Annotated in this window: 21 protein-coding genes; 11 read left to right on the top strand and 10 right to left on the bottom strand. The window is 70.1% G+C overall.

Annotation, left to right across the window (positions count from 1 at the left end; translation table 11 throughout):
* Positions 1 to 119: 119 nt before the first annotated feature.
* The 3 genes from BUE43_RS07630 (at position 120) to BUE43_RS07640 (ending at position 2,546) form a co-directional block, all read left to right on the top strand.
* Positions 120 to 455, top strand: a complete 336-nt coding sequence (locus BUE43_RS07630) for an ArsR/SmtB family transcription factor (RefSeq protein WP_073480663.1) — start codon at positions 120 to 122, stop codon at positions 453 to 455.
* Between the two features lie 531 nt (positions 456 to 986).
* Positions 987 to 1,493, top strand: coding sequence for an RICIN domain-containing protein (locus tag BUE43_RS07635; RefSeq protein ID WP_073480664.1), 507 nt, complete (start codon positions 987 to 989; stop codon positions 1,491 to 1,493).
* 549 nt (positions 1,494 to 2,042) lie between these two features.
* Positions 2,043 to 2,546, top strand: a complete 504-nt coding sequence (locus BUE43_RS07640; protein WP_073480665.1) for an RICIN domain-containing protein — start codon at positions 2,043 to 2,045, stop codon at positions 2,544 to 2,546.
* Positions 2,547 to 2,688: 142 nt separating this feature from the next.
* Here BUE43_RS07640 and BUE43_RS07645 read toward each other — a convergent pair whose 3' ends face one another.
* The 5 genes from BUE43_RS07645 to BUE43_RS07665 form a co-directional block, all read right to left on the bottom strand.
* The gene (locus BUE43_RS07645) at positions 2,689 to 3,060 is read right to left on the bottom strand and encodes a hypothetical protein (RefSeq protein WP_143174016.1); all 372 of its coding nucleotides are present in this window, start codon (positions 3,058 to 3,060) and stop codon (positions 2,689 to 2,691) included.
* 157 nt (positions 3,061 to 3,217) lie between these two features.
* On the bottom strand, positions 3,218 to 5,098 hold the full coding sequence (locus tag BUE43_RS07650) for a helix-turn-helix domain-containing protein (RefSeq protein ID WP_200797436.1): 1,881 nt from the start codon (positions 5,096 to 5,098) through the stop codon (positions 3,218 to 3,220).
* Positions 5,099 to 5,112: 14 nt separating this feature from the next.
* A complete protein-coding gene (locus BUE43_RS07655) occupies positions 5,113 to 6,456 on the bottom strand; it encodes an MFS transporter (RefSeq protein ID WP_073480667.1) in 1,344 nt (447 codons plus the stop codon).
* A 70-nt stretch (positions 6,457 to 6,526) separates the two neighbouring features.
* Positions 6,527 to 7,294, bottom strand: a complete 768-nt coding sequence (locus BUE43_RS07660; protein ID WP_073480668.1) for a 3-hydroxybutyrate dehydrogenase — start codon at positions 7,292 to 7,294, stop codon at positions 6,527 to 6,529.
* 166 nt (positions 7,295 to 7,460) lie between these two features.
* Positions 7,461 to 8,021: a TetR/AcrR family transcriptional regulator gene (locus BUE43_RS07665; RefSeq protein ID WP_073480984.1), complete on the bottom strand. Its 561-nt coding sequence runs from the start codon at positions 8,019 to 8,021 to the stop codon at positions 7,461 to 7,463.
* Between the two features lie 173 nt (positions 8,022 to 8,194).
* Between BUE43_RS07665 and BUE43_RS07670 the strand changes: the two genes are divergently transcribed.
* Positions 8,195 to 9,754, top strand: a complete 1,560-nt coding sequence (locus BUE43_RS07670; RefSeq protein WP_073480669.1) for an MFS transporter — start codon at positions 8,195 to 8,197, stop codon at positions 9,752 to 9,754.
* A gap of 77 nt (positions 9,755 to 9,831) precedes the next feature.
* On the opposite strand, the gene BUE43_RS07675 is transcribed toward BUE43_RS07670, so the two are convergent.
* From BUE43_RS07675 to BUE43_RS34095, 3 genes are all read right to left on the bottom strand, one after another.
* The gene (locus BUE43_RS07675) at positions 9,832 to 10,989 is read right to left on the bottom strand and encodes an NAD(P)/FAD-dependent oxidoreductase (protein WP_073480670.1); all 1,158 of its coding nucleotides are present in this window, start codon (positions 10,987 to 10,989) and stop codon (positions 9,832 to 9,834) included.
* A gap of 123 nt (positions 10,990 to 11,112) precedes the next feature.
* On the bottom strand, positions 11,113 to 11,769 hold the full coding sequence (locus BUE43_RS07680; protein ID WP_073480671.1) for a class I SAM-dependent methyltransferase: 657 nt from the start codon (positions 11,767 to 11,769) through the stop codon (positions 11,113 to 11,115).
* Between the two features lie 30 nt (positions 11,770 to 11,799).
* Positions 11,800 to 11,973 carry a hypothetical protein gene (locus BUE43_RS34095; RefSeq protein WP_159447704.1) on the bottom strand — a complete coding sequence of 58 codons (174 nt, stop codon included), beginning with the start codon at positions 11,971 to 11,973 and terminating at the stop codon, positions 11,800 to 11,802.
* Positions 11,974 to 12,064: 91 nt separating this feature from the next.
* Between BUE43_RS34095 and BUE43_RS07690 the strand changes: the two genes are divergently transcribed.
* The 3 genes from BUE43_RS07690 to BUE43_RS07700 all read left to right on the top strand — a co-directional run bounded on the left by BUE43_RS07690 (position 12,065) and on the right by BUE43_RS07700 (position 14,719).
* Complete coding sequence (locus BUE43_RS07690; protein ID WP_073480673.1) at positions 12,065 to 12,649, top strand: helix-turn-helix domain-containing protein; 585 nt, start codon at positions 12,065 to 12,067, stop codon at positions 12,647 to 12,649.
* 406 nt (positions 12,650 to 13,055) lie between these two features.
* Positions 13,056 to 14,357 (top strand): helix-turn-helix domain-containing protein, encoded by a 1,302-nt coding sequence (locus BUE43_RS07695; RefSeq protein ID WP_073480674.1) that lies wholly within the window; start codon positions 13,056 to 13,058, stop codon positions 14,355 to 14,357.
* Complete coding sequence (locus BUE43_RS07700; RefSeq protein ID WP_234995594.1) at positions 14,273 to 14,719, top strand: hypothetical protein; 447 nt, start codon at positions 14,273 to 14,275, stop codon at positions 14,717 to 14,719. Before BUE43_RS07695 ends, BUE43_RS07700 begins: the two co-directional genes overlap by 85 nt.
* A gap of 54 nt (positions 14,720 to 14,773) precedes the next feature.
* Here the strand turns inward: BUE43_RS07700 and BUE43_RS07705 are convergent, their stop codons facing one another.
* Together BUE43_RS07705 and BUE43_RS07710 are read right to left on the bottom strand one after the other, a co-directional pair.
* Entirely contained in the window at positions 14,774 to 15,637 is an 864-nt protein-coding gene (locus tag BUE43_RS07705; protein ID WP_073480986.1) for an RNA polymerase sigma-70 factor, read from the bottom strand.
* Positions 15,638 to 15,759: 122 nt separating this feature from the next.
* On the bottom strand, positions 15,760 to 16,332 hold the full coding sequence (locus BUE43_RS07710) for a DinB family protein (RefSeq protein WP_234995595.1): 573 nt from the start codon (positions 16,330 to 16,332) through the stop codon (positions 15,760 to 15,762).
* Between the two features lie 259 nt (positions 16,333 to 16,591).
* Between BUE43_RS07710 and BUE43_RS07715 the strand changes: the two genes are divergently transcribed.
* The 4 genes from BUE43_RS07715 (at position 16,592) to BUE43_RS07730 (ending at position 22,247) form a co-directional block, all read left to right on the top strand.
* A complete protein-coding gene (locus tag BUE43_RS07715; protein ID WP_073480675.1) occupies positions 16,592 to 17,230 on the top strand; it encodes a DJ-1/PfpI family protein in 639 nt (212 codons plus the stop codon).
* Positions 17,231 to 18,345: 1,115 nt separating this feature from the next.
* On the top strand, positions 18,346 to 18,645 hold the full coding sequence (locus BUE43_RS07720; RefSeq protein WP_073480676.1) for a hypothetical protein: 300 nt from the start codon (positions 18,346 to 18,348) through the stop codon (positions 18,643 to 18,645).
* Positions 18,646 to 19,011: 366 nt separating this feature from the next.
* Complete coding sequence (locus tag BUE43_RS07725; RefSeq protein WP_234995596.1) at positions 19,012 to 19,692, top strand: ABC transporter ATP-binding protein; 681 nt, start codon at positions 19,012 to 19,014, stop codon at positions 19,690 to 19,692.
* Entirely contained in the window at positions 19,689 to 22,247 is a 2,559-nt protein-coding gene (locus BUE43_RS07730; protein ID WP_073480677.1) for an ABC transporter permease, read from the top strand. Before BUE43_RS07725 ends, BUE43_RS07730 begins: the two co-directional genes overlap by 4 nt.
* Positions 22,248 to 22,309 lie beyond the last annotated feature (62 nt).

A 22,309-nucleotide genomic window follows, 5' to 3' on the forward strand; every position in this document is an offset into this window, starting at 1 on the left:
TGATCACGAACAGTCGGACCGTACTAGAAAAGTCGTACGGTTGTCGACGGGCGGTCCCGGGGTGCTCGGCCGGCCTGGATTGTTCGACCGTACTCGTAGGGTCGCGCTACCCTGGGCTGGTGATCACCCAGCACCCCGACCGCGACCAGATCCGGCTGGAGAACGTCCTCTCCGCGCTCGGCAACCCGATGCGCCTCCAGGTCGTGCGCGTCCTGGCCGCCGAGGGGGAGCGGGCCTGCGGGGGGCTGCTGCCCGAAATGTCCCGCTCCACGCTGACCCACCACTGGCGTGTGCTGCGCGACAGCGGGGTGATCTGGCAACGCCCCTCCGGGCGTGAGAACCTGCTCTCCCTGCGCCGTGAGGATCTTGACGCGCGCTTCCCCGGTCTGCTCGACGCCCTGCTCGCGGCGGCGGAGGCCAACGCCGCGACGGAGAAGTCCGACTCGGCGTCCTGAACGGCGCGCGTCGCTCCTCGTTCCCCCGCGGCGTCGCAGCTCGTTGATCGTCCACTGCGGACAGATCAGGAGCTTTTGTCCACTGTGGACCTACTCGTGGTTGTGGTCGCGCCGGGTCGCCGGGCCGTGCTGTCGTCACGCGAGGTCTGTCGAACCGCTTTCGCGTACCGCCGGAAGGCGAGCGGTGGTGCGGTCCGTCTGTCCGCCCGCCGTGCGGGCGAGAGGTCTGACCGCTGGAGGGAGTCGTGGCTCCGGCTGTTCGGGGCAACTTCTTCTCCCCGTGTTGGAGAGGAGTTTGCCAATTCCGGGATGGAGGGGTTGCCCGGCTCTTGACACCCGCTTTTGTCCGGACCAATGATGGTCGAGCTTGCTGATCAAGGGCGGTGAGCACCGGCGAGGGGGTGTGTGACCGGCGGAGGCGAACGGGGAATCATTTGTTTTTCCTCGGTGTTCCGGCCGGTCTTTTCCGCATGCGGTAGAGCGTGTGTGCTCCCCTCGTGGAACGGTCATTTCCTGGATGAAGGAGACAGCATGGCGCGCCGACTTCGCACCCTGGTCGCGGGAGCCTCCCTGGTCGCGGCTCCCCTGTTCGTCGCCGCTCCCGCCGCCTCGGCGGCCCCGCTGCCCGGCGGTCCGTACACCTACGCGGCCGCGCACAGCGGAAAGTGCCTGGAGATCGAGAAGGGCAGCCTGGCGGACGGTGCGCCGGCGATCCAGCGGACCTGTGACGGGAACACCGCGCAGGGCTGGTTCAACGAGAAGCTCGACGACGGCGGCATCCTTTTCCGGAACCAGAACAGCGGACAGTGCCTGGGTGTTCTCGGGGACAGCACGGCCGCCGGCGCCCAGGTCGTCCAGCAGTCCTGCCAGGGGCGGGACAGCCAGCGGTGGTTCCTGATCAACCACGGGTACGGCGTCTACAGCTTCCAGAACAAGAAGAGCCAGAAGTGCCTGTCTGTCCGCTCGGCGAGCGGGAGTGACGGCGCCGCCGTCGTTCAGGCCGAGTGCGACCTGGCCAACAACCAGCGTTGGTACTGATCACGCGGGTGCGCGTGGTCTGACACCGGCGCCCCGTCCCACCGGTTGCGCGCTGATCGTCCACAGGGGACGGATCAGAATGTTTTGTCCACTGTGGACGTCCGTGTTCGCTCGGTTGTCCCCGGTCCCGTCCGGGTCCGCGCGCGGCGCTGTCGTCGCGCCGTCTCCGTCGAACCGCTGTCGGTCACCGCCAGAGGATCGAGCCTGGCGCGGACTGTTCGTCCGTCCGCCGAACGGACGTCGGAACGGGCCACCAGAAGGCGCGGCGCCTGCCGCTGTAAGGGGCAACTTCTTTGTCCGCAGAAGCGGAATTCCGGAAAGTCCGAGTGGGTGACCTGGCCGGGCTCTTGACACCCGCTTTTGCTCGGACCAATGATGGTCGGGCGTGCTCACCGAGGACGGTGAGTGCGAGCGAGGGGGTGTGTGTGACCGGGGGACGCGCGGGGAACCACATGTTTTTCCCCGCTGTTCCGACCGGTCTGTTTCGTGTGCGGTAGAGCTTGTGTGCTCCCCTCGTGGAAAAGTCATTTCCCGAATGAAGGAGATAGCATGTCGCGCCGGCTTCGTACCCTGATCGCGGGAGCCACTCTTGTGGCGGCTCCGCTGCTCGTCGCGGCTCCCGCCGCCTCCGCGGCCCCGCTGCCCGGTGGTCCGTACACCTATGCGGCGGAGCACAGCGGGAAGTGTCTGGACGTCGAGCACGGCAGCAAGGACAACGGTGCTCCGGTGATCCAGTGGACCTGCCACGGGGGCACCAACCAGGGGTGGTTCAACGACAAGCTCGACGACAACTCGATTGTGTTCACCAACCTGAACAGCGGGAAGTGTCTGGACGTCCTCGGGGAGAGCAAGGCCAACGAGGCCCGCGTGGTCCAGCAGACCTGCAACGGGCGGGACAGCCAGCGCTGGTTCTCGATCCACCACGGGTCGGGCGTCTACAGCTTCCAGAACAAGAACAGCCAGAAGTGTCTGACCGTGCGGGGCGGCGGGAGCGACGGCGCGGCCATCGTCCAGGCGGACTGCGACCTGGCGAACAACCAGCGCTGGCACTGATCAGGCTGTGAGTGCGACCTGACGCCGGCTCCCGCCCCGCCGGTCCGACTCGGCGGGGCGGGAGCCGGCCGGCACGCGGCGGGCAACCTGTGATCTTTCTTCCCCGCGTGGCGCCCGGCTGTTCCCAGGAACTCTGTGGGCGTCATTTCCAGGAGGCCACTGCGTAAGGGAGGGCCAGGAAAGTCGCGTTCAGCAGCCAGTATCGGAGCTTCGGCGCCCCAGCGCTTCGCGCTGTCAGGAGGTTGACGACGAAGAGAACCGCCAGGACCACCGCCAGGAACGACAGTCCGATGTTGACGGCGACCCACTCGGAGTCCTCGCGAAACGTGGGTTCGGCCTTCGTGAGGGCCAGTCGGGCGCCCAGGGGGCTCGACAGCAGAAAAAGCGTCGTCGCCAGTGGGAGCACCGCGAAGTAGCCGAGTACCAGGTTGAGCAGGACGGCCAGGGGCCACGCCATGAATCTGAAGGCGCTCCGGTGGGTGCTTTTCTGGCGTGTCGGGTTCTGTGGGGTCACCAGTGCTCTCGGTCGCTCACGAGCGGCGCGTGCGCCACGCGGGGGGCCGCTCGGCCGCCGTCGGACGGCCGACAACGCCGCCCACGTGTTGGTTCTCGCTCAGGTTCTGGCCTGCTTCTTGTGAAGTTCCAGACAACGCTACCGCTTGGGTTTCCCGTCAGTCGGCGGTGGCGAGTTGGTGCAGGCGCAGTGCGATCTGGATTTCCAGCGCGCGGTCCGGCTGCTGCCAGTCGGGGCCGAGGAGGGAGCGAACTCGTTCCAGGCGTTGCACCACGGTGTTGACGTGCACGTGCAGGGCGGTTCGCGTCCTGGTGAGGTTCGCGCCGTTGGCGAAGTAGGCGGCCAGGGTGTGGACCAGTTCGGTGCCCCGGCGGGCGTCGTAGTCGAGCACCGGTCCGAGGGTCGCGGCGACGAAACCGTTGACGTCGGCCCGGTCTCCGAGGAGCACGCCCAGGAAGCCCAGTTCGGCGAGGGAGGCGCCGTGTCCACTGTGGCCGGTCGCGAGCATCGCGCGCAGGCAGCGGGCGGCCTCGCCGTGGGCGGCGGACAACGCCTCGGGGCCGGACGCGGGACCGGCGGCCCCGACGGTGACCGGACCGCCGACGGCGGTGCCCAACTCGCTGGCCGCGACCCGGGCGGCGTTCCCCGCGTCCATGCCGGGCAACACGAGGACGGCGTGCGCCCCGTAGGCGCCGGCGAGCCCGCCCACCGCTCGCGCGTGCCGCACGGCGGCGGTGGCCAGCCGGTCCCGCGCGTCGTCGTCGGCGTGCCCGACGAGCACGACGTGCCCGGCCCGCAGATCCACGCCGAGCCGGCGGGCGCGGGCCACCAGGCCGGCCGGGTCCCTGCCGGGCGCGCTCACCAGGTCGTTCACCAGCTCGCCCCGCACCCGGTTCTCCGCCTCGGCCACGGATCGCCGCAACAGCAACAACAACGCGGTCACCACGCCGGCGCGCTCGAACAGCCGCCGGTCGGCGTCGCCGAGATCGGGACGACCGGACAACACCACGCTGCCCAGGAGTTCGGCCCCCGCCGAGACCGCGCACACCCACCCGTCGTCGGTCGGCACCGCGTGCCCCGAGGCCCGGGAGGCGCGGACCGCCGACGTGGGGGCGGGCAGCGGATCTGCCGCCACCCGGGCCAGCTCCGCGCCTTCGGCGTCGTGCACCACGATGCCGCCGCCGAGCACGGTGGCGACCGCGGCGGCCACCTCCGGCACGTCCGCGCCCCGGAGCACGAGGTCGGTGAGCTGGTCGTGCGACTGTTCGGCGCGGCGCATCGCGGCGTTGTGCGCGCGGATCGTCCCGTGGGCGGCGTTCAGCTCGTCCAGCGCGGCGCGGGTGTCCTCCAGCAGCCGCGCGGTGTCCAGCGCGATCGCCGCGTGGTCGGCCAACGACGACAACAGGGCGACCTCGTCGGGGGAGAACGCGCGGGGCGCGCGGTCCGCCGCGAAGAGCACGCCGAGCACCCGGTCGCCGACCGTCAGCGGCACGCCGAGGATCGCCACCAGCCCCTCGTCCAGCACCGCCCGGTCGATGGGCTGGGTGTGGTGGAACCGGGCGTCGGTGGGGTACTCGGCGGTGGCGTAGGGCCGGCAGGTCTGGGCCACCAGACCGCCGAGCCCCTCGCCCATGCCGAGTCGGAGTTGTTGAAACAGCGCGGAAACCGAGCCGTCGGTGACCCGCATGTACGTGTCGCCCTCGGCTTCGTCGTTCAGGCTCAGGTAGGCGACGTCCGTGCCCAGCAACGTGCGCGCGCGGTGCACGATCGACCGGAGCACCGCGTCGGTGTCGCGCAGCGCCGCGAGGTCGCTGGCCGTCTCGAACAGGGCGGACAACTCTGCCTCGCGGCGGCGGTGCTGGCGCAGCGCCCGCCGGACCCGGGAGGCGGTCTCGGCGGCCCGCCGCACCTCGGTCAGCTCCGCCCCGCCCAGGCCGGCGGCCACGGCCGCCGCGGTCACCTCGGCGAAGGACTCGGCGGGCGCGCCCTCGGCGAGCAGCTCGAACATCCGGCTCAGGGCGGTGGTCAGCGGCGACATCGCGGTCACCGGGATCATGCTGGCACGGCGGGGGCGGGTTCCGCGTCCCGCTCGTCCATCGTGCTGCCCCTGGTCTCCCTGGCGGCGAGCACCGCGACGACGGTGAGCACGGCGTTGACCGTGACGTAGCCGGCGACGACGGTGGCCGAGCCGAACCGGTCCAACAACGCCGTGGCGATCAGCGGCGCGACCGCGCCGGCGGCCAGGGAGGCGAGCTGGTAGCCGACCGAGGCTCCGGAGTAGCGGACCCGGGTGCCGAACAGCTCGGAGAAGAACGCCGCCTGCGGCCCGTACATCATGCCGTGCAGCACCAAACCCACCGTGGTGGCGATGGTGATCAACGTGAAGGACTTCGTGTCCAGCATGGGGAAGAACACGAAGCTCCACACCCCGACGCCGACCGCGCCGGCCAGGTACACCGGGCGCCGGCCGAGGCGGTCGGACACCGCGCCCCAGAACGGGATCGCGGCGAAGTGCACCACGGAGGCGATCAGCACGGCGTTGAGCCCGGTGGACTTGGGCAGTCCCAGCGGTCCGGTGAGGTAGACCAGGATGAACGCGGTGATGACGTAGTAGGAGACGTTCTCGGCCATCCGCGCGCCCATCGCGACCAGCACCTCGCGCCGGTGTTCGCGCAGCACGCGCAGGATCGGCGGCTTGGCCGCCTCGGGCCGCTCCTCCGCCGCGCGCCGCGCCGCGAGGAACAGCGGGGATTCGGCCACAGCCAGGCGAATCCACAGCCCGAGCAGCACCAGCAGACCGGAGAGCAGGAACGGGACGCGCCAGCCCCAGGCCAGGAAGTCCACATCGGACTGGACGGCGGCCAGCGCCGCGAGCACCGCCGTGGCCAACAGGTTCCCGCCGGGCGCGCCGGCCTGCGGCCAGGACGCCCAGAACCCGCGCCGGGCGGGATCACCGTGCTCGGAGACGATGAGCACCGCCCCACCCCACTCGCCGCCGAGCGCGAATCCCTGCACCAGCCGGAGAACCGTGAGCAGCACCGGCGCGGCCACGCCCACGGAGGCGTAGGTGGGCAGCAGTCCGATGAGGAACGTCGCCCCGCCCATGAGCAGCAGGCTCAGCACGAGCAACTTCTTGCGCCCCACGCGATCGCCGAAGTGGCCGAAGACGAGTCCGCCCAACGGGCGCGCGCCGAAGCCGATCGCGTAGGTGCCGAAGGCCAACAGGGTTCCGGTCAGCGGATCGCTGTACGGGAAGAACAACTTGTTGAAGACCAGGGCCGCCGCCGAGCCGTACAGGAAGAAGTCGTACCACTCGATGGTCGTGCCGATCAGGCTCGCGGCGACGATTCTGGGCAGGGACCGGGGTGCGGGGGAGTTGCTCAAGGCGGTCACCACACTTCGTTCTGGGGATGCGGGAACACACCGCGCCCGCGCGGCGTGGTGTCGGGATGTCGTGCGGGAGCCGCTAGGCGGCGGTCCACCCGCCGTCGACCGGCAGCGAGGCGCCGGTGACGCTGCTGGCGGCGTCGCCGCACAGCCAGCGGACGATCGTGGCGACCTCCTCCGGCTCGACGAGCCGTTTGACCGCCGTGCGCTGGAGGAACACCGCGTCGAGCACGCCCTCGGGGGCGATGCCGTGCGCCTCGGCCTGCGCCGCGACCTGGCCCTCCACCAGCGGGGTGCGGACGTAGCCGGGGTTGACGCAGTTGCTCGTCACCCCGTGCGCCGCCCCCTCCAGCGCGGCCACCTTGCTCAGCCCCTCCAGGGCGTGCTTGGCCGAGACGTAGGCGGCCTTGAACGGGCTGGCCCGCAGGCCGTGGACGCTGGAGATGTTGACCAGCCGGCCCCACCGCCGCGCGTACATGTGCGGCAGGCAGCGGCGCATCAGCAGGAACGGGGCGGTGACCATGACCTGGTGCAGGTGGGCGAACCGCTCCGGCGGGAACTCGTGCAGCGGCGCGACGTGCTGGAGGCCGGCGTTGTTCACCAGCACGTCGACCTCGGCGGGCAGCGCGTCGACGGCGCCCGGGTCGGCCAGGTCGACCACGTGCGCCCAGCCGGCGACCGCGCCGGCCACCTCCGCCGCGCGGTCGCCGTCCCGGTCCACGACGTGCACCGTCGCCCCGGCTTCGGCCAGGGCGACGGCGCACGCGCGTCCGATGCCGCTGCCCGCCCCGGTCACCAGGGCGACCCGGCCGGACAGGTCCGCGGTGTGAGCTGAGCCACGTGTCATGGGCGATCACGGTAGGTGGCGCGGCAGTCGCCGACCACGGGGTCGACCACCACAGTCCGGCCCGCTCCTGTGGTGGTCAGCCCCACCTGTTGTCACCCGAGTGGGAGTGATCGGGTCAGCATTGCCCCAGGTCGCCGGGTGCGTTCCCCCGTCCGGGGTCGCCCGTTCAGGCGGTGGGGGTGAGGATCGCGGCGAGGACGGCGCTGACCTGGTCGCGCGGGGGCGGGGTCGGCGCGGTGAGCCCGTCGATGAGCAGGCCGTCGATCGCCGCGGCCAGGGCGCGCGCCTTCCGCGCCGTGGTCTTGGTGGACAGCACGGCGAAGACGGTCTCCGGGTAGGTCGCGGCCAGCTCGCGCAACTCGGGTCGGCGCATCGCGGCCGTGCTCAGCTCGTAGTCGACGACGAGGTCGGCCCGGCGGGGGCCGACGCACTCGGCGACCAGGTCGGTCAGCGCCTCCACGAGCTGCGCCGCCGAGACGTCGCCGACCCGCTCGCTCCACCGGCGCATCCACTCGCGGTGGCGCTCCACGAGGCGGTGGAGCGCGGCCCTGAGCAGGTCGTCCAGCGTGGCGAAGTAGTAGGTGGTCGAGCCGAGCGGGACGTCGGCCTCGCGCGCGACCGCGCGGTGGGTCAGCCCCGCGATGCCGTGGGCGCGCAACACCCGCTCGGTCGCGGCGACGATCCGCTCCCGCCGGTGCGGGTCGGCCGGTCCTCGGCGAGCGGCCATCAGCACCGCCCGCCATGCTCGGTCGGGGTGTCGGGTCGGGGACGGCGGAAACTCATGCGGCGCCTCCGGGTTCGTGTACTACGGTGCCAATAAATGTACACATGTACACAGATGAGTCGCGGCCGTCGCCGGTCCCGCGAACGCGGACCCGAGGGCCGTGGAACGGAGCTTCCATGACACGAGAGACCAACGGGTCGGCGACGCCCGACGGGGGCGACCACGCCAGGGCGGGGGCCCGCGAGTGGGTCGGTCTGGTCGTGCTGATGCTGCCCGTGCTGCTCATCTCCGTGGACGCGACGGTGCTGGGCTTCGCCGTGCCCTACCTGAGCGAGGAGCTGCGCCCCTCGGGGCCGCAGCTCCTGTGGATCGTCGACATCTACTCGTTCCTGCTCGCCGGCCTGCTGGTGACCATGGGCACGCTCGGCGACCGCATCGGCCGACGCCGGCTGCTGCTGATGGGCACGGCCGGGTTCGGCCTCGCGTCGTTGCTGGCCGCCTACGCGCCCGACGCGGCGACGCTGATCGGTGGCCGGGCGCTGCTGGGCGTCGCCGGCGCCACCCTGATGCCCTCCACGTTGTCGTTGCTGCGCAACATGTTCCACAACGAGCGGCAGCGCCTGTTCGCGATCGCCGTCTGGGGCTCGGCCTTCAGCGCCGGCACCGCGCTCGGCCCGGTCATCGGCGGCTGGCTGCTGGAGCACTTCTGGTGGGGATCGGTGTTCCTGATCAACCTGCCGGTCGTGGTGGTCACGCTCGTCGCCGCGCCGCTGCTGGTGCCGGAGTACCGCGACCCCGCCCCCGGCCCCTTCGACATCCCCAGCGTGCTCCTGTCGATGCTGGCGATCCTCCCGGTCGTCTACGGGATCAAGACCGTGGCCAAGCGCGGTCTCGGCGTCGTGCCGGTCGCCGCGATCGTGGTGGGCCTGGTCCTCGGGTACTTCTTCGTGCGCCGCCAGCGGAAGCTGGAGCACCCCGTGATCGACGTGTCGCTGTTCCGGATCCGCCGGTTCACCGTCGCGATCGGCACCGGACTGATGGTGGTCTTCGCCATCACCGCCGCGCTGTTCCTGATCCCGCAGTACCTCCAGCTCGTCGAGGGCCTCAGTCCGCTGCGGGCGGGACTCCTGCTGCTCCCGGGCGCGATCCTGTCCATCGCGGCGGGATTCGTCGTGGCCGCGGCGGCCAGGCACGTCGGGACGCCCGTGCTGCTCTCCCTCGGCCTGACGCTGTCGGCGCTGGGCTACGTGGTCCTGGTGTGGCTGCCGCCCGCCGGCGGCCTCGTGGTGGCCGCTGTCTCCTTCGTCCTCATCAGCTTCGCCGAGGGATCGGTCATGACGTTGACCAACAACACGATGCTGAGCACGGTGCCGCCGGAGCGGGCCGGCGCGGCGTCCGCGATCTCCGAGACCGCGATCGAACTGGGCGCGGCGCTCGGGGTCGCGGTGCTGGGCAGCCTCGCCACCGCCGTCTACCAGACCGAGTTGCCGGTCGTGCCCGGTGTCGACGAGGGGCGGATGGAGGCGGCCAGGGAGACCCTGGGCGGCGCGTTGACGACCGCGCGGGAGGTGGGCGGGGCCGCCGGGGAGGCGTTGACGGCCACCGCCCGCGCGGCCTTCACCGACAGCATCAACGTGACCAGCGCCATCGGCGCGGCACTCATGTTGTACGCGGCCGTGCAGGCCTGGGTCCTCCTCCGTCCCTCCCGACCGGACACCACGAGGGCGCAACGGTGATCCGCCGAGCTCCCTGATGTCCATAGTGGACAGGACGGCCCCGTGGCCGCTCCGGAGCGGAGCGGCCACGGCCGGGGTCAGGCGCCGACGAGCGTGGGCTGGCGCCGTTGGGGCAGGTAGGGGCCGGGGTTGCCCATCGTCATGACGGTCCCCCGGGTGATGAGTTCCTTGAACCGCGCGGAGGTCCGTCCCGTGACCACCCGGTCCACCGGGCTGTCGTCGGCGCGCGTGAACTGGGTGACCCCGTCCCGGCGCCCCAGGCTGACGTTCTGCCAGAAGTAGCGGACCCGGATCGGCTTCGGCTGCTGTCCACTGAGGACGGAGGCGATGGCGTCGGCGACGTACAGCCCGGCGGGAAGCCCGACCTGACACGACATCCGCGACTCCGCGCCGGCGGGCGTCAGGGCCGCCGCCGCGTCGCCGACCCCGTACACCTCCGGGTGCGACACCGACCGCAGCGTGCCGTCCACGACCATCCGGCCTCGCCCGTCGACCGCCAGGCCCGCCGCGCCGGCCAGGTCCGGCACCCGGAAACCGGCCGACCACACGAGGGCGTCGACCTCCCGGTCCCGGCCGTCGTCCAGCAACAGGGCCCGGTCGCCGACCTCGGTGATCCGCACCCCTTCGTGCACCCTGACGTCCAACCGGTCGAACGCCCGGCGGATGTGCTGTTGGGCGCGGTCGGACAGCCAACCGCCGACCCGGCCGTCCGTGTACAGCTCGACCCGCAGGCCCGGGCGGGACTCGGCGACCTCGGCGGCGACCTCGATGCCGGTCAGCCCGCCCCCGGCCACGGCCACGACCCCGCCGGACCGCACCGTGGCCAGGTGCGCCCGCAGGCGCGTCGCGCCGTCCGCGTCGGCCGCGGTGAAGGCGTGCTCCGCGACGCCGGGAACCCGGTTGTCGTCGGCCCCGCTGCCCAGCGCGTAGACCAGCGTGTCGTAGCTGAGGCTGTGCGGCGCGGCGTCGAGCCGCACGGTCCTGGCCTCGGCGTCGACCGCGGTCACCCTGGCGACGACGAGGTCGATCCCGGCCCCGGCGACCCACTTCCGCAGCGGCAGGTCCCGCAGGGTCTGCCCGGCGGCGAGCTGGTGCAGCCGCACCCGCTCCACGAACCGGTCCGTCGCGTTGACCAGGGTGATCCGCACGTCGGCGCCCCGCAGTCGCCGGGCCGCGCGGTGCGCCGCCGCCAGCCCCGCGTAGCCGGCGCCGAGAACCACGAGTCGGTGCGTCATGACGTCCTCCCCATCTCCGTCGTGGTCCCTGAACCGGACAGCCGGTGTGTTCGTGACAGGGACTTCGGGTGAGGGCGGTCACATGCGCCGACGCGGCGTTTGATCTCGGCCGTCGTCGTGGCGTCAGCGGGCCGGTGGCCGCAGGCGCTGTGCTCGCGGGCGCTGTGCTCGCTGGCGCTGTGTTCGCAGGCGTTGTGCTCGCAGGACGGTGTCGTGGGTGTGGTGCGTGCCCGGGGGCGGGGGAGCGGTGCGGCGGCGGGTTTCGTTGACCAGGACGGTCCAGTCGTCGTCGAGGAGCCGGGCGACGTCGTCGGGCTGGTAGTAGTCGGCCGGGTTGAAGCCCTCGCGTGGCGACAGGTCGGCGGGGTCGTGGCTGACGACGAGCAGGGTGCCGCCGGGAGCGACAGCCGACAGCAGAGCGCGCAGCGCGGCGTGGTCCGGCTGGCGCCTGAGCGGGAAGTACTGCACGGACACCAGGTCGAACGCGTCGGCCGGGAGTCCCGTCGCGGTGGTCAGGTCGGCCCGTGCCCACGCCACGCGCCCGGCGACGTCCGCGCCCGCCGCGGCGGCGCGCTGGAGGGCGACCCAGGAGATGTCGACGGCGGTGACCTGCCACCCCTGCCGCGCCAGCCAGAGCGCGTCGGCGCCCTCACCGCACCCGACGTCGAGCGCCTGCCCCGGCGGCAGACCCGAGACCTCGCTGACGAGCACCCCGTTGGGGTCGCCGCTGAAGATCTGGTCGCGACCGCGGTACATCTCGTCCCAGGACTGGGCGTCCATCGTGCTCACCTCGGTTGGTGTGGCTGGTGGTCAGAGACCGTGTCGTCGGTCACCGACGACGAGTGCGCAGAGACGGGCCTCCGACTCCGGCGAGAAGGGGTCCGGTCGGGTCCGCGCGGCGCGGCGGCTCCCCCCGACGACCAGCACGTTGACCGTGACCTCGATCGCCGGGGGATCGGCGGGGTTGTTCGACTCTTCGCTCATCGCGACCACCTCCGCCACCAACCTGCCCCCAGCGGGGAAGAGATGACAAAGCTCTTTGCGAAAAGCGCAAAGCGTGGGCACAGTGGACGGCATGGGAGAGGAGTTCGAGGCCGTGATCAACGCGGTCGGTCCCCGGCTGCGCGCGCTGCGTCACCGCAGCGGCGCCACCCTCAGCGCCCTGTCGGAGACCACCGGCATCCCCGTCAGCACCCTGTCCCGCCTGGAGTCCGGGCACCGCAGGCCAGGCCTGGAACTGCTGCTCCCCCTGGCCAAGGCCTACCGGATGCCGCTCGACGAACTCGTCGGAGCACCGGCCACCGGCGATCCCCGGGTGTATCCCCGGCCGTTCGCCCGGAACGGCATGTCGGTGATCCCGCTGACCCCCCACCCCGGCGGGTTGCAGGTGTTCAAGCAGATCCTTCCGGCCGGCCCGAACGATCTCGAACCCGATCCCCGCTCGCACGAGGGGTACCACTGGCTGTACGTCCTCAGCGGACGGCTCCGCGCCGTGCTCGGTGACCAGGACCTCGTCCTCACCGCTGGCGAGGTCGCCGAGTTCGACACCCACGTCCCGCACTGGTTCGGCAACGCCGACGCGCGTCCGGTCGAGTTCCTGAGCATCCTGGGTCCCCAGGGCGGGCGCTCCCACATCAGGGCCCGCTACCGACGCGTCTGACCTCCACCGCGTCCGGGCGAGTGCCCGGCACCGCGACGCACTGTCCTCTTCGGACACCCGGGTGAACCCGCCTGGGTGGTGTTCACCTTCTCCGGCTCGCCATCCGGTTGAGGCGCCACCGCGCCCAGCGCAGACGAAGTCGCCGCACGAAACGCGCTTTGACTGCCAGCCGGGAGATGAACGGCCATAACACGCCGATCCACACGACGGCACACACGATCAGCAGGACAATCTGAACATCGCTCACGGAAAACTACCGCCGGGGTCGTCAGGATCTGGCCGAGGCGGGGCCGCGGCGGGAACCTCGTGTTCCTCCGGGTGCCTCTGGTCTCGGATTCTTCCCGGCTCGGGCTTCCCGCTCCAGAGACGCTGGGTTAGCTCTGGGCGAGCAAACTGTGAGGGATCAGTGGAACTCGGTGCGGAGCTGCGCGCGGCGAGGTCGCGGGCCGGTCTGTCGCTGGTCGAGATGGCCAGGCGCACCCACTTCACGAAACCTTTTCTTTGCCAGGTGGAAACGGGTCGTCGGACGGTCTTGCCCGCCGTCCACCGCGCGTACGAGGACGTGTTGGGGATCGCCCTCGAAGTCGCGAACCCGGTGCGCGTGGCGCATGAATGGCTTCTCGTCGATTCGCCGGCGACAACGCACACCCGAGCCGGGCGGCGCGTCAGGAAAGGCCTGGCGGTCGAGTTGGAGACGCGGGTGGCGTGGCTGCGGCGACTCGATGACGTCACGGGAGGCGCGGACCTCGCTCCCCTCGTGCTCAACGAGCTGGCGGATGTGCGGGACTTGTGCCGCACGGCGAGCTACCGCGACCCGGTGGGCCGTCGTCTTCTTGTGGTGTTGGGGGAGCTGTCGCAGCTCGCGGGGTGGGTCACGGCGGATGCCGGGCGGTGCGACGAGGCTCAGCGCCTCTACCTGTCGGGCCTTTCCGTCGCACGGGACGCGGAGGACCCGGTGCTGGCCGCACAGCTCCTTTCCACGCTGGCGTACCAGATGTCGAACGTGGGGAACCGGAGGGACGCGTTGTTGGTGGCCCGCTCCGCCGCCCGCGGAGCCAGCGGCGCGACGCCCCTCGTCCGGGCACTCCTGCTGGAACGCGTGGCGTGGGCAGCCGCGCGCATGGCGGACCGCGCCCTGACCGAACAGACCCTCGACGTGGTGGACGACGTGTACGAGGAGCGGAGCGAGGACGGCGACGAACCCGAGTGGGTTTACTGGCTGGACCGGCGCGAGATCGACGTGATGGCCGGGCGGTGCTGGATCGCTCTCGGGCAACCCCAGCGGGCGGAACCGTTGCTCAGCCGGGCGCTGGCCACTGACGACAGCGGGCACGCGCGCGAGATGGCGCTGTACCTCACGTGGCTCGCGGAGGGGTACGTCCAGTCCGGGAATCACGATGCGGCGCGGGAAACACTGGTGAGGGCGCGGCAAGCCGCGCTCGGTGTGGCCTCCGTTCGGCTTGAGGAACGTCTACGCCAGGTGGCGCAGTCGACGGGCCAGCCGCCGGGCCAGCGCTGTCCAGCTCGTGTCGGTTCGCCGCTGTGCGAGAGTTGTTGGCGGACCGGGAGATCTGGACGAGGGGGAGTGCCGTGGCCAGGTTGGCGATCAGTGGGCACCGGCTGTTGCCGGGAGAGACGGCACGCCTGGTCGACGCGGCGCTCCGCGCCGAGTTGCGCGGCCATGCGGGCGCGGACCTGGTCGGCCTGAGCTGTCTCGCCGATGGTGCCGACACCCTGTTCGCCCAGGCCGTGCTCGATCTGGGCGGGTCGCTCGTCGGCATTGTCGCGGCGCAGCAGTACCGGGCAGCGCTTCCGGTGTCCCACCACGACACCTATGACGTGCTGCTCGCCCGTGCTTCCGAGGTGGTGCGGCTCGATTGCGTCGAGGTGGACGACGAGGCGTACATGGCGGCGAGTCTGCGCATGCTCGATCTCGCCGACCACTTGGTGGCCGTGTGGGACGGGCTGCCCGCGCGGGGATACGGCGGGACGGCCGATGTCGTGCGCGCGGCACAGGAGCGCGGGATTCCCGTGACCGTGGTGTGGCCGGCGGGCGCCCGGCGGGACTGACGCGACTGACAGAGGTGTCCTCTGTGGACAGTCCGGCCGGGACGCCGGTGGAGGTCAGGCGAGCTGACGCGCCAGGAAGCCCAGCTTCTCCGGGTTGAAGACGCTGCGGACCGCGATGATCCGGTCCTCTGCGGTCTCCACGGTGATGACCGCGGCGAGGTGGCCCGCGAAGCGGAGCAGCGCGGCCGGCTGGCCGTTGACCTCCGCGAAGTCGACCGCGACCTGGGCGGCCTCCGGGCGTCGGCCCAGGCCGAGCAGGTAGCGCGAAACGTTGTCGCGGCCCAGGACCGGACGGCGGGCCGCCGTGACCACGCCGCCGCCGTCGGCCCAGGACACGACGTCGGCGGCCAGCAGCCGTTCCAGTTCGGCCACGTCTCCGTGGAGGGTCGCGGACAGGAAGCGCTCGACGATCCGGCGGTGCTGCCCGCTGTCGGCGGTGAAGCGCGGGCGGGACTCGCCGACGTGCTGCCGCGCCCTGCGGTGCAGTTGGCGGGAGTGCGCCTCCTCGATGTCGAGGATCTGGGCGATCTCCCGGTGGCTGTGCCCGAACGCCTCGCGGAGCACGAAGACGGCCCGCTCCGGCGGGGTCAGCCGCTCCAGCAGGACCAACATCCCGACCGACACCGAGTCGCGGCGCTCCACCGTCTCCAGTGGACCGAGCGCGTCGGCCTCGGTGAGCACCGGTTCGGGCAGCCACGGGCCGACGTAGCGCTCCCGGCGCACCCGCGCCGAGGTGAGCTGGTTGAGGCAGAGGTTGGTGACGACCTTGGTCAGCCAGGCGGCCGGCACCTCGATCCGGGCGGGATCGACGGCGTTCCACCGCAGGAAGGCGTCCTGGACGACGTCCTCGGCCTCGCTGGCCGAGCCGAGCAGGCGGTAGGCCAGGCCGACGAGGCGGGGCCGCTGTTCCTCGAACAGCTCTACCGAGGTCCCGGCGGGCCGGGGCTCACGCGTCGGGTCGGGCGCTGGCTGGTCCACGCTGGTGATGCTATGCGCGGCCGGGCCAGCGCCGACCGACCCGGGGACGTGCTTCCGGCCACTCACTCCCCTCGGGAGCGGTCGACGGTGCCGCTCCGAACGCTGTCCACGGTCAGCTCCGGGTACTCCGGCATGAGCGGCGCGCCCGTGGCCGAGACCAGGTCGAGGGCGGAGGAGCCGTCCAGCGACTCGCGGATGACGTCCGCGTGGCCGGCGTGCCGGGCCGTCTCCTCGACGAGGTGGAACAGGACCCACCGCGCGCTCCGGCTCGTTCCGGCCGGCAGCAGGGGGCTCATGGCGGTGATGTCGACCGGCCGCCCGAGGTCGGAGAGCCCGCTGACGGTCTCCTCGGTGCGCCGCGCGGCGGCGTCGTAGTCGGCCAGCAGCCCGTCCAGGGTGTCGCCCGGCTCCATCCCGAAGGTGGGCTCGTCGAGAAGCTCGTGGACCTCGCCGCGCAGCAGGCGCATCCAGGTGTCCTCGACCAGCACGAGATGCTTGACCAGCGCGCCGACGCTCAGGTCGCTCGCGCTCGGCGTGGCCGCCGCCTGGACGTCGGTCAGGCCGTGCGCGGCTCGTCGCACCGCCGCCCGCTGCTCGGCCAGGAACGCCAGCAGGGCGTCCCGTTCGTCGGTCACCTCGCGCACCATCGTCGGCACCGCAACCACATCCCCTCGCGAGCGCGTTCGTCCGAAGCCGACCACGACGGCCCGTCGTGCCGCAATTCCCTTACGCGCTCGGCGAAACAGGGCACGCGGGCCACTCTTCGGGGGCTGCGGCGTCGAACCGGAGCGAGGACGACGGCGGCTGGCATATCGGCCCTGTGGGTGATGTCGCCGACGCCGCGCGGTCTGATCTGCTGCGGAGGCCAGGTCGTCTCAGGAACGAGGACACAGCATGCGCATCGTGATTCCGCTGTACCCGCACTTCACCGCGCTCGACGCCGTGGGTCCGTACGAGGTCCTCCGGCTCGTCCCCGGCGCCGAGGTCCTCTTCGTCGCGGCGGAGGCGGGGCCGGTCCGCGCGGACAGCGGCGCGCTGGCGATCACCGCCGACGCCGCGCTGGACGAGGTCGACGCCTGCGACGTCCTCGTCGTCCCCGGCGGTCCCGGTTCGCGCAGGCCGCCGGCGGCGCTGGCGCCGTGGCTGGCGAAGATCCACGAGACCACCCGGTGGACGACCTCGGTGTGCACCGGCGCGCTGCTCCTCGGCGCGGCCAAGATCCTCGACGGGCTGGACGCGACCACCCACTGGGGCGCGGTCGAGCAACTGGAGGCGTTCGGCGCGCGGTACCTGCCGGACCGGGTGGTCTTCCAGGACGCCCACCGGGTGGTCACGGCGGCCGGGGTGTCCTCCGGCATCGACATGGCGTTGGCGCTGGCGGCCAGGCTGACCGACCAGGTCACCGCGGAGGCGGTCCAACTCGTGGTCGAGTACGACCCCCAGCCGCCGTTCGACCGGGGCGCGCCGGCCAAGGCGTCCCAGCCGGTGCGGGACCGCGCCCTGGAGATCCTGCGCGACGCGTCGAACGAGTAGCGGCCGCCTCCCGGCGGGACGCGCCGAGGGCGGTCGACACGCCCGCAGGGGCACGGTGCCCCCCCATGGTCTTGAACCTTTCCGCCCACCAACGTCGGTGCGTGTTGTCCGTGCGCGCACGCCACTGCACGCCTAGAGAGGATGACCCAGCACCGACGTCCAGCATGTCGCCGCTGAGTCATCCTCTATACCTTCCGCGCTGTCCTGCGACCAGCGCGCCCATCGAAAGACGATCGAAGGGCCAACCGGACTCAGCGAGACTGTCCACTTGGGACCGTTTCCATGCTGGTCCACAAGCGTTATGCGCCGTGGTTGTCAATGATCTGAACGAGTGTGACGTAGCCGATGCCACTCGAACCACATGGCTAATGGCGAAGGCTCAACGGGTGTGTCCGCCTGAGTTCAGGCGGCAGGAAGCTCTGTCTGCGTCAGAACGTGAGGAGAAGCCGTGCGTCTGCGGGGTTGTTCCGAGGGGTTCGCCGACCCGAGCTCGCCCGAGGGCGCCTGGCGCTGAACACGTGTACTCCGCCGGGTTGAGCAGGCTGGCGCATCCTGTCCCAAAAAGCGCGGCAAACGGAGTATCTCGATTACACTAATAGTCTACTCCTCTTGCGTGGCGGCTGGCGAGTTCTCTGGGGTGAGGACATCCGGTTGTAGGGGGATGAAAATGTGCGTCGTTCGGCGACCAGCTGCCGCTGAACTTGTTTCTGTACGTGGCGGCAACTGTCGATGTCCTGTCATAAATGCTTTGAAGTAGGTACTCCGGCAGGCGCGCCTGACGCTCACCGAACTCTGTCTGTTCTTGTTTTGGGGATATCTTAACGAAGGTTGGCTTCGCCTCCCGGTGGGAGGTGAAGCTTTGCCGTGAGCAGGTGAAGGGCGCGTCTGCACGCTGTATCTCTGCGTAATCAGGGTGGGGGCTGGTCGCGGTCACGCATTTTCGCTCTCTGCGGGCGTCGGTCGTTGGCGTGTTCCCGAGATGGGTTGTTCCAGGGCCTCTCGACGCGGGCTGACCCGGTCAGGGTATGCCTCTTCGTCCGTTACTGTGTGGTGAAGGTGAATATTGTTGCCTTCGCTTCCTGGGGTAGATAAATCCAGTCAGGAGGGTGGTTGACATGCGTAAGAGGGCCATTGTTGGGGTGGTGGGAATTGCTGCTGCCCTGGGTGGTGGGTTATTGGAGGGGGTTGCCAACGCCGGTGGGCAGACGCACTGGATCGGCACTACCGACAACAACTCCCGAGTCCATGGCGAGGTGTCCGCCGACGGCGGAACCAGAATCTTTCTCAAGGGGAGCTGCTCCAACGGTTTCTGGATTTGGACGGACGAGGTCAACAATGTGAGTCACAAGTACCTCAAGACTGAGGGGGCCTGTTGGTACGGAGTGGAGAGCTACTGGTCCGAGACCAGCGGGTGAGTTGTCGTCGGGCGTAGCTTCTGAGACGGCGACCGGCTTTCGCTCGTCTCCAGACACGGGGTCGGGCAGGGTTCCCTGCCCGACCCTCGTTGGCTGTTCGAGTGGCCCGTCTGAGAGGGAAAGCTGCGGTGGCGGAGGTCAGAGCGCCGTCGGGATAACGCGGTTATGTCCCTCGTCTGGCTTCTTGATCAACTAGCGTCGTTGTTCTAGGCTTCCCGCCGGACGACGTCTCGCTTCTGGGGCAGACCACTCTGCCGAGTGAAGCATGATGGCCGTCTCGCGACCGATGTCACATGTTGGTTCCACTTCTCAGTGAGAGAGTCGATGATTTCTGGTTCCGGGTCACCACTGCTCAAGCTCGACTCCGTGAGAAAGACCTACACCTCGGGCTCCGTCGAGGTGCACGCCGTCCACCATGTCTCGTTGTCCGTCATGCCTGGCGAACTTGTGGCGCTCATGGGCCCGAGTGGGTGCGGCAAATCCACGCTGTTGAGCATCTCCGGCGGTCTGCTCCGGCCAGACTCGGGTACTGTCACCGTGGGTGGACTGTCGCTCTACGACCTTGTGGGAGCACGGTTCCACGAACATCGGCGACGCTCGGTGGGGTTCGTTTTCCAGGATTTCAACCTCATGCGCACGCTCACCGCAGTCGAGAACGTGATGCTGGTGGACGAACTGGATGGGATGTCCCGGAAGCAGGCCAGGCAACGGGCCTTGGCGGCTCTGCGATCTGTGGGCCTGGACGGTGTGGCGGACCGCTATCCCAGTGAGCTGTCTGGAGGACAGCAACAGCGCGTGGCCATCGCTCGCGCGCTGACAGGCTGTCCTCGGCTCGTGTTGGCTGACGAACCCACTGGCGCCCTGGACTCAACCAACACTCGGAGTGTGTTGGGGCTCCTGGCCGAGATTGTGGCGGCAGGTGGGGCATGCGTGGTGGCGACTCACGATCCTGAGGTCGCCGCGGCCGCGCACAGAGTCGTCCAGATGCTGGATGGTGCGCTGACCGAAGACGCGCGACCGGCTGTTGTTGGTGAGGCGCTCCAATGATCAGGCTGCGGAACATCTCACTCGCCGCGCGGTTGGCATGGCGGAGCTTGGTGGCCAACCGAAGGCGCTCACTGTTACTGGTCCTGTTGCTCGCGCTTCCGCTGACCTTGTCCAGCACGGTCAGCGTTCTGGTCTCCACATCCAGCATCGCCCCTGAGGAGCGACGGCAGCTCGCCATGGGCACGGCCGCGGCACGTATCGCGATTCCCGGTGTGTCCGAGACCGCCACGAAGGAGTCGGCTTTACGCGGCGCGGACCTCGTCCGGCAGCACATCGGCCCCGATGTTCAGCCACACACGGAACTGCGGGCCACGTTGGATGTAGCGAGCAACGATCGACTCATCACGGCCACCACGTACGGTCTGGAAGCACCTGCCTCGCCACTGCACACTGGACGCTTTCCCGTGGTGGACGGGCATCTTCCGGTCCAGTCTGATCAGATCGCGTTGTCGGTGAGCGCGGCGGAGCGGTTGCGGGCAGAGGTGGGGCGGCGGGTCCGCCTAGGCCCGTCGGACGAAGTCACCGTGGTGGGAACCATTGTGGACCCGACCAACACGCAACGTCTCTGGGCCGTGTCGCCGCTCGACGACGTTGTTCGCGCTGCGGAGGTGTCGAGGACTACGCAGCCCTGGATGTCCTGGCTGTTGCCTCCGGGAGCCAGAGTCGAGGCCCGCTGGCCTGTGGATCAGGGGTGGCGTGTCACCTCGCGGCAGGCAGCGGGTGAGTCCGACGACATCGTGCAGACCGAGATCAAGGGCATGTTGTTCGGTCTACTCGCTCTCGCCCTGGGGTTCGTAGCCCTGCTGGCCGGGGCAGGGTTCGCGGTGATTGCCGCTGACGCTCGTCGTGACCTGGGTCTGCTCGGCGCGGTTGGTGCGGAACCACACCACGGCAGGCGTGTGTTGACCTGGCACGGTATGCTCGTTGGCTTGGCCGCCGCTGCTGTGGGGACCACGCTCGGGCTTGGCGTCGCTGCAGTGCTCACGTCGCCGGTGTCCGGCTGGTTCTACCAGCTGTGGGGGCCAGCCCGGCCGAGCTTCGTCCTGCTGTTGTCGATCGCCGGCATGGGGGTGCTGTCGGCTGTTCTGTCCGCCCGGGTCGCTGGGCGAAGGACAGCTGGTCTGTCGGTGTTGGCAGCTCTGCGTCCACGACCACCAGCCACAGACCCGCGTGCTGGTTATCGAGCGGTTCGTTGGGCGGTGGGTTGCGCAATCGCGATGACCGCGAGCGTCCTCCTGCTGTTCCTTGCCCGAACCGAGGTGCTCGTCGTGGTGGCTGGCCTCAGCGCCGTCGCGGCCATGGCTGCCGGTTGCATGACCATCACACCTTGGCTGGCGCGAAAGGCGAGCACTGCTGGCTTGGCGGTTCGGCTGGCAGTGCGATCGGCCATCCTCACCCCAGGTCGCAGCGCCGCGCTCACGGCCACCCTGGGCAGTGTGGTCCTGGTGGCCGGGATCGTGCTGACAGGACTGGGTGGACTGACGGCGAAGATGGCCGAGGACGCCCGTCCAGTGCTGCCCATGGGTGGGGCGATGCTCAACGCCTATTCGGCTCTTCCTGAGAAGCTGGTGGACCAGGTGTCCGCAACCCTCGGCTCGCAGCCCGGATTTCAGATCAGGTACGCGACCCTCCCGCAGGCCGGCCCCATCGACCTTGATTCACGAAGTTTCCGATGTCTACGTCAGTACGGGCCACGTCCCGGGCGGGGCGACAGGTGTGTGCACGGGAGCGACTTCCCAGCCATGCCCCACAAGGCCGGCATCGTCTCGAGTGAAGGAATGCGGGCGATCCTGGGGCGTCCGCTGTCCGAGTCGGAACAGAGCGCCTGGGACAGCGGTGCTGCCATCGTGCTGAGCGACGACCTTCTGGTCGACGGCATGGTACGTGAGTTCGCGCGTGGGGCAACGACCTCCAGGAAGTTCCCAGGGATCGTGGCCGCGAGCATTGGCTTCTTCACCGGCTCGGAGATGCCCAACGCCTACTTCTCCCCGGACGGGGCCAAAGCTGTGGGGTTGGCTTCCAGCGACCAGGTCATGTGGTATTTCCCTCCCCACGAGCGTGACAGTCAGCCAGTGATCCCCTCGAAGGAGGCTCAGGACAAGGCAACAGCTCTGGTGAAGTCGTCCGTCGCCGATGGCGGCTACGTCTACGTCGACCGAGGCCCGCCGGCGGTTGAGGCCATCGGGACCATCTACCTCGTAGCCGCTCTCGTCGTGCTCGGGCTCATTCTGTTGATCGCTGTCATCGCCACCGCTCTAGGGAACGGGGAGCTGCGTCCGGAGTGGACGACACTCGCCGCAGTGGGCGCCGCCCCGAGGTTCCGGCGGAACCTCTCCGCTAGCCTGGCTGCCGTCACATCCACCATGGGTTCGGCGGTGGGTTTGGCGGCGGTGGGACTTATCGCTCCCGCCCAAGCACAGGCCATGCAGGTATCCCTCGTTTCCGGGCCTTGGTTGACTTTGATGGCTGGGTGTCTCGTCGCGATCGGCGCGTCCACCGCCGCGGGTTGGCTACTCGCGCCAACCGCAGCCCCGAGAGCTGGCCGAGCCAGCTGAAAGAGGAGATCAGAACGAGTCTGCGGAGACACGGGATCGAAGAGCCAAACTGCGCAGTGCGG

This window comes from Streptoalloteichus hindustanus (genome assembly GCF_900129375.1).
Classification (GTDB): domain Bacteria; phylum Actinomycetota; class Actinomycetes; order Mycobacteriales; family Pseudonocardiaceae; genus Streptoalloteichus; species Streptoalloteichus hindustanus.

Excerpts from the sequence above, each read along its gene's own strand:
- BUE43_RS07635 (WP_073480664.1), top strand. The coding sequence starts at position 987 with ATGGCGCGCCGACTTCGCACCCTGGTCGCGGGAGCCTCCCTGGTCGCG.
- BUE43_RS07640 (WP_073480665.1), top strand. The coding sequence starts at position 2,043 with ATGTCGCGCCGGCTTCGTACCCTGATCGCGGGAGCCACTCTTGTGGCG.
- BUE43_RS07650 (WP_200797436.1), bottom strand. The coding sequence starts at position 5,098 with ATGTCGCCGCTGACCACCGCCCTGAGCCGGATGTTCGAGCTGCTCGCC.
- BUE43_RS07660 (WP_073480668.1), bottom strand. The coding sequence starts at position 7,294 with ATGACACGTGGCTCAGCTCACACCGCGGACCTGTCCGGCCGGGTCGCC.
- BUE43_RS07665 (WP_073480984.1), bottom strand. The coding sequence starts at position 8,021 with ATGGCCGCTCGCCGAGGACCGGCCGACCCGCACCGGCGGGAGCGGATC.
- BUE43_RS07670 (WP_073480669.1), top strand. The coding sequence starts at position 8,195 with ATGACACGAGAGACCAACGGGTCGGCGACGCCCGACGGGGGCGACCAC.
- BUE43_RS07675 (WP_073480670.1), bottom strand. The coding sequence starts at position 10,989 with ATGACGCACCGACTCGTGGTTCTCGGCGCCGGCTACGCGGGGCTGGCG.
- BUE43_RS07680 (WP_073480671.1), bottom strand. The coding sequence starts at position 11,769 with ATGGACGCCCAGTCCTGGGACGAGATGTACCGCGGTCGCGACCAGATC.
- BUE43_RS34095 (WP_159447704.1), bottom strand. The coding sequence starts at position 11,973 with ATGAGCGAAGAGTCGAACAACCCCGCCGATCCCCCGGCGATCGAGGTC.
- BUE43_RS07690 (WP_073480673.1), top strand. The coding sequence starts at position 12,065 with ATGGGAGAGGAGTTCGAGGCCGTGATCAACGCGGTCGGTCCCCGGCTG.
- BUE43_RS07715 (WP_073480675.1), top strand. The coding sequence starts at position 16,592 with ATGCGCATCGTGATTCCGCTGTACCCGCACTTCACCGCGCTCGACGCC.
- BUE43_RS07720 (WP_073480676.1), top strand. The coding sequence starts at position 18,346 with ATGCGTAAGAGGGCCATTGTTGGGGTGGTGGGAATTGCTGCTGCCCTG.
- BUE43_RS07730 (WP_073480677.1), top strand. The coding sequence starts at position 19,689 with ATGATCAGGCTGCGGAACATCTCACTCGCCGCGCGGTTGGCATGGCGG.